We start from the raw sequence: 4,285 nt of genomic DNA on the forward strand, positions 1-4,285 counted from the left end.
GCGGATTCAGAGCCAATGTTTTTCCTGAACCTGGAGCAACTTTTTGAGGTTCGATTATTGCAAAGCGCAACCTCGCGGGAATCCCTGCCTGCGTCTTCCCCTATTGAACGATCGTGATAAGCACAAGCCATGAAAGTAATTGATATTAAAACCGATATTAGACCTGTAATGAACGTTCAAATTCTCCTGCCGATCGCCGCAATTCTGCTTGCCATCGTGCCGATCGCCCTTCGGTTTACAGTCATGCCGCCGGAGCCGTCGGGGACAGAATCATCAGAAGACAAACCCTTGATCGCGCTGCCGATTCGCCCTACGCTGCCGCCGATCGATCGCATTAATCAGACCAATCGTTGCCCAGACTGTATCCTGGAGCAAGTTGACCTGCAAGGCCGTGACCTGAGCCGGATTGATTTGACTCGTGCAAATCTCAGACAGGCAAAGTTCACTAAAGCAATTTTGATCAATGCCATGCTGGTGCGGGCAATGCTGCGAAATGCCAATTTTCAGGAGGCACAGTTGCAGGGGGCAGATCTAGGCGAAGCAGACCTGCGAAACGCTAACCTTCAAGAGGCACAGATGCTGCACAGCAGCCTATCCAGAGCAAATCTCACCGAGGCACAGCTCCAGGACGCAGAACTTCGCGACGCTGACTTAAGCAATGCCAACTTGCAGGAAGCTAACTTTACCAATGCCAGCCTTTATGGAGCCATCCTTCGCAATGCGAATCTGCGAGATGCAAATTTTACCGGAGCCGATCTACGCTACGCTGATTTATCCGAAGCAGACCTCACCGGAACGAATCTAACGAATGCTCGCCTCGATTTTGCCACGCTGCCTCCCGACTGGCGATCGCCCTAAATTGCTCTTCACAGCAGGCAGTATTTCCTCTGTAACATCAGATTTTCGCTTTCCCCGGTCTTCTCCGCGACAGAACATGGGCAAAAGCGCAACAAAAAAGCGATCGATCGCAACCAACCGCTCCAATTTAATTTTTCTATTGAGCTAACAATTAAGCGAACAGCGGACATCTAGCCCTGCTTTGAGCCGTGATGCACTGTTTTAACCCACTTGAGCCGCTTCGGACGAACAGCCATTCGCAGCGTCGTGCTTGCCATTACTGGAATCCAGTGCAGCATATAGAGTGTTCCGAACAGGGTTTGCGCCATTGCATTTGCTACCCCGATCGGCAGTCTTCTCGACCGGGCTGTACCCGCCGCGCTTTGCGATCGCACCGTTTCCTTTTGTGTTGCCCGAATGCCCAGAAACAGATTGATCAGCGAGAACGTGATCATCAGACTGGTGATCGGAGCCAGCACCGGAGGCGTACTGCGGACGATCGCCATCAGCATATCTGGTACAGAGGCAGTGGGTAGAAGGTACTGCGACATCATGAACATCAGCAGGTCGATCGATTTTGTCGTGCCCATGCGGTTGCGAACCAGCAGTCGCCAGTAGTCCAGGTATCGCTGATAGCCGCCTTCTGCCCAGCGGTTGCGCTGATGCCAGAGCGCGGTTGCCGTGGTGACGCCTTCTTCACCAACGGGAGGAGTCATCAGCAGATCAATTTCCCAGCGATTCAGGTGCAGCCGCAGCGTCAGATCGAGATCGTCAGTAATCGTTTCCTCGTTCCAGCCGCCGCAGTGTTCCAGGGCAGCTCGCCGCACAAATTGACCGTTGCCCCGCAGTTCGCCAATGCCGCCGATCGCGATCCGCTGCTGCTGCACATAGCTATCAAACGCCATTTCTGCAGTCTGTCCGCGTGTCCAGAGGTTGGTCAATCCATTCACGATCGCCTTCCGCACTTGCACTGCCCCAATCGTTTCGCGGTCAAACAATGGCGCAACCCGTCGCAAAAGCTCCTTCGGAACCTGGGCATCAGCATCAAAGACGGCAATAATATCGCCCTGCGTCAGTTCCCAGACTTCGTTCAGCGCACCCGATTTTCCCCCTCCCGCATTAGCAGAACGTCGAACTACATGAAGCTGCGGATAGTCCTGTGCCAGTTTTTCTAGAACCTGCGGGGTGCGATCGGTGCTGTTGTCGTCAATGATCCACAGGTCGTAGCGGCTACTCGGATAATCCAGGCTGCATAAATCTTTAACCAGAGAGCCAATCACGGCTTCCTCATTTTTTGCAGCAACCAGCATCGAGACATAGGGACAGGCTTCGGGATCGTCGCTCGATAGCAGCTTCGCCGGGGGAAGCGGACGCGCCAGCAGCACTCGCAGCGCATGAATGCTCATAAGCGTGGTTAAACCCCAAACCAGCCAGATGCCCCAAGATAGCAGATGCAGAGCGATCGTGCCGCCCCAAATCATCGTGATTGCAACGGCTGCTTTTTGTCTTCGTCCTTCCATGCCTCGATCGAATAAATGACTGCTGGTGAGAGAATCGTCCAAGTCATTGTCATCTAGGGGTTCAGGAAGATTAGACAGGAGTGAGTTCATTCTTATTGGATCGCTGAAGGAATCGCTTTCGCGCCAGGAATTCGCCGGCATAGGTCATTTGATTGAGAAACCAGTATTTGTCAACGCCCTTGAAAAAGCTGGGGATCAGGTAACACCAGACCGTGCAGCCTTCGCATACCGATAGCTTGCCCTGCGACTGACGATATTCCTCAACCGTTTCCGATTCCCGATACAGCTCATAGAGCCGACCCTCGATCGGCACTCCGGTTTGAGCAAAGTGATAGCAAGGCAGCAATAGCTCATCGTGTGGCGAAATGGCGATGACTGCATCCACCGCTTTACAGCGTGGGTTTTGCGTATCGTTGCCGCCCGCCTCGATAAATGCCAGAGCAGCCTTATTGTAGCCAACATTTCTATACCTTCTGGCAGTTGACTCGATTGCCTGAGCAATCTCTGGTGTCGGATTTTTCTTGCTGTTGTAATTGCTGTGTGCCGTAAATGCCGGGTTGAGCCAGACCCGCACCCCCAGCTTTTGCCCCAGCTCTGCCACCCCGCCGATGCGATCGTAGTTTTGAGCCGTCACCGTGTGATTCAGCACCGGATATTCGCCGAGCGATAGGGCAAGTTGAACGGACTCAACTAGCGTATCGAAGATTTTCACGCCTCTGGAGTGGTCGTGGGTTTCTGCGTCTGCGCCATCTAGCGAAAAGTTGAGGAAATCTACTAATCCCTGAATTTCCTTTGCCTTCTTGGGGTAGAGGATCGTATTAGTGGTCATGCTGGTTGTGAAGCCAAGCTGTTTTGCAGTCTGATAGATTTGCCCAACATCATGACGCAGCAGCGGTTCACCCCCGGTAAAATCCACATACCTCACGCCTAATCGCCTCAAGTCGCGCAGATTATGCTCGATCGTTTCCAGGCTTGCCTCCTGCTTTGGCTCCAGTGCCCAAATGTCGCAGAAGTGGCAGCGAGCATTGCAGCGGTAGGTCAGATAGTAGTTGGCAATGAGGGGCGGCATAGGTTTCTAGAGGTAAACTTCTAGGGTTTGGAGATGACTAGATGGGATAGCGCAATGCCCGTCTTCAACGTTCTTGATAAACGCTTTTGTTTCCAGACAAGCCATCCCGACGATGAGCGCATTCGCTTTCATCAATCTTTCGACACTTGGAATAGTCTATCAAGGTTGCGGAGAAATATTGAGAAAATTAGTGAGCTTGCTCTGGCAGTCTTCTAACCCGATGATTCAGCAGGAAGGCAGAACCGTTGCCGATCGCCCTGGCTTGAGCATAGACATAAAAAAGCCCGCAGTTGCGGACTCAGGAAAGCAGTCTTGCATTAAATCAAATCGTAATCAGGAGTAGAAATAAAGAAAACCTTCAGGCAGGAAATCGATCAATATCAATCGATATTTATGCTCTATCCATGCTTTGTCTAGGCTTCAAGCATTGAACCCGACGCAAACTTGATAGAGTTGCTCCGCTGTAGCCAAGTGGCTACAGGGCATTTTGCAGTCTTGCATGATGGACTTTCGGCAGCCTCCACCAGGGAACACGCGGATACTCATGATGCTCTTCGTGATAGCCAAAGTGGTAGCAAGCTAGGAACGAGAGCAGGGTTGGTAGTGCGAAAGTTTTGGCACGATGGGCACTGGGATAACCGCCTTCGGGTTCTCGATGCGGCAGAAACGTCCCGAAGAAGAAGAGCTGAAGCGAGCTTGCGATCGACGGAATGACCCAAAACAGCACCAAATTTTTCTCAGGAATGTGCAGACAGAACTCTGCCAGGTTAAAAATCACCATCAGCCCAACTAGCCGCCGCCAACTCCAGTAACCCTGCATAAAGTGCAGATACCAGACGATCGGGTTTTTATGCTTGCC

The 4,285-nt window shown here is 52.1% G+C and carries 4 protein-coding genes; 1 reads left to right on the forward strand and 3 read right to left on the reverse strand.

Going from position 1 to position 4,285, the window contains the following annotated elements; all coding sequences use genetic code 11:
- The first annotated feature begins 129 nt into the window (after nt 1–129).
- Nucleotides 130–858 carry a pentapeptide repeat-containing protein gene (locus H6F80_RS09705; RefSeq protein ID WP_190791361.1) on the forward strand — a complete coding sequence of 243 codons (729 nt, stop codon included), beginning with the start codon at nt 130–132 and terminating at the stop codon, nt 856–858.
- A 170-nt stretch (nt 859–1,028) separates the two neighbouring features.
- Here H6F80_RS09705 and H6F80_RS09710 read toward each other — a convergent pair whose 3' ends face one another.
- The 3 genes from H6F80_RS09710 to H6F80_RS09720 all read right to left on the reverse strand — a co-directional run.
- The gene (locus H6F80_RS09710) at nt 1,029–2,447 is read right to left on the reverse strand and encodes a glycosyltransferase family 2 protein (RefSeq protein WP_242067262.1); all 1,419 of its coding nucleotides are present in this window, start codon (nt 2,445–2,447) and stop codon (nt 1,029–1,031) included.
- Nucleotides 2,428–3,426 carry a radical SAM protein gene (locus tag H6F80_RS09715; protein ID WP_190791363.1) on the reverse strand — a complete coding sequence of 333 codons (999 nt, stop codon included), beginning with the start codon at nt 3,424–3,426 and terminating at the stop codon, nt 2,428–2,430. The genes H6F80_RS09710 and H6F80_RS09715 overlap by 20 nt, the downstream gene beginning before the upstream one ends.
- 475 nt (nt 3,427–3,901) lie before the next feature.
- Nucleotides 3,902–4,285, reverse strand: a 384-nt coding sequence (locus tag H6F80_RS09720; protein ID WP_190791364.1) for a fatty acid desaturase, incomplete at its 5' end; no start/stop codon positions are given.

It is taken from the genome of Leptolyngbya sp. FACHB-711 (assembly GCF_014695615.1).
Classification (GTDB): Bacteria; Cyanobacteriota; Cyanobacteriia; order Elainellales; family Elainellaceae; genus Leptolyngbya_A.

Coding starts and splice junctions, on each gene's coding strand:
- H6F80_RS09705 (WP_190791361.1), top strand. CDS start 130: ATGAAAGTAATTGATATTAAAACCGATATTAGACCTGTAATGAACGTT.
- H6F80_RS09710 (WP_242067262.1), bottom strand. CDS start 2,447: ATGAACTCACTCCTGTCTAATCTTCCTGAACCCCTAGATGACAATGAC.
- H6F80_RS09715 (WP_190791363.1), bottom strand. CDS start 3,426: ATGCCGCCCCTCATTGCCAACTACTATCTGACCTACCGCTGCAATGCT.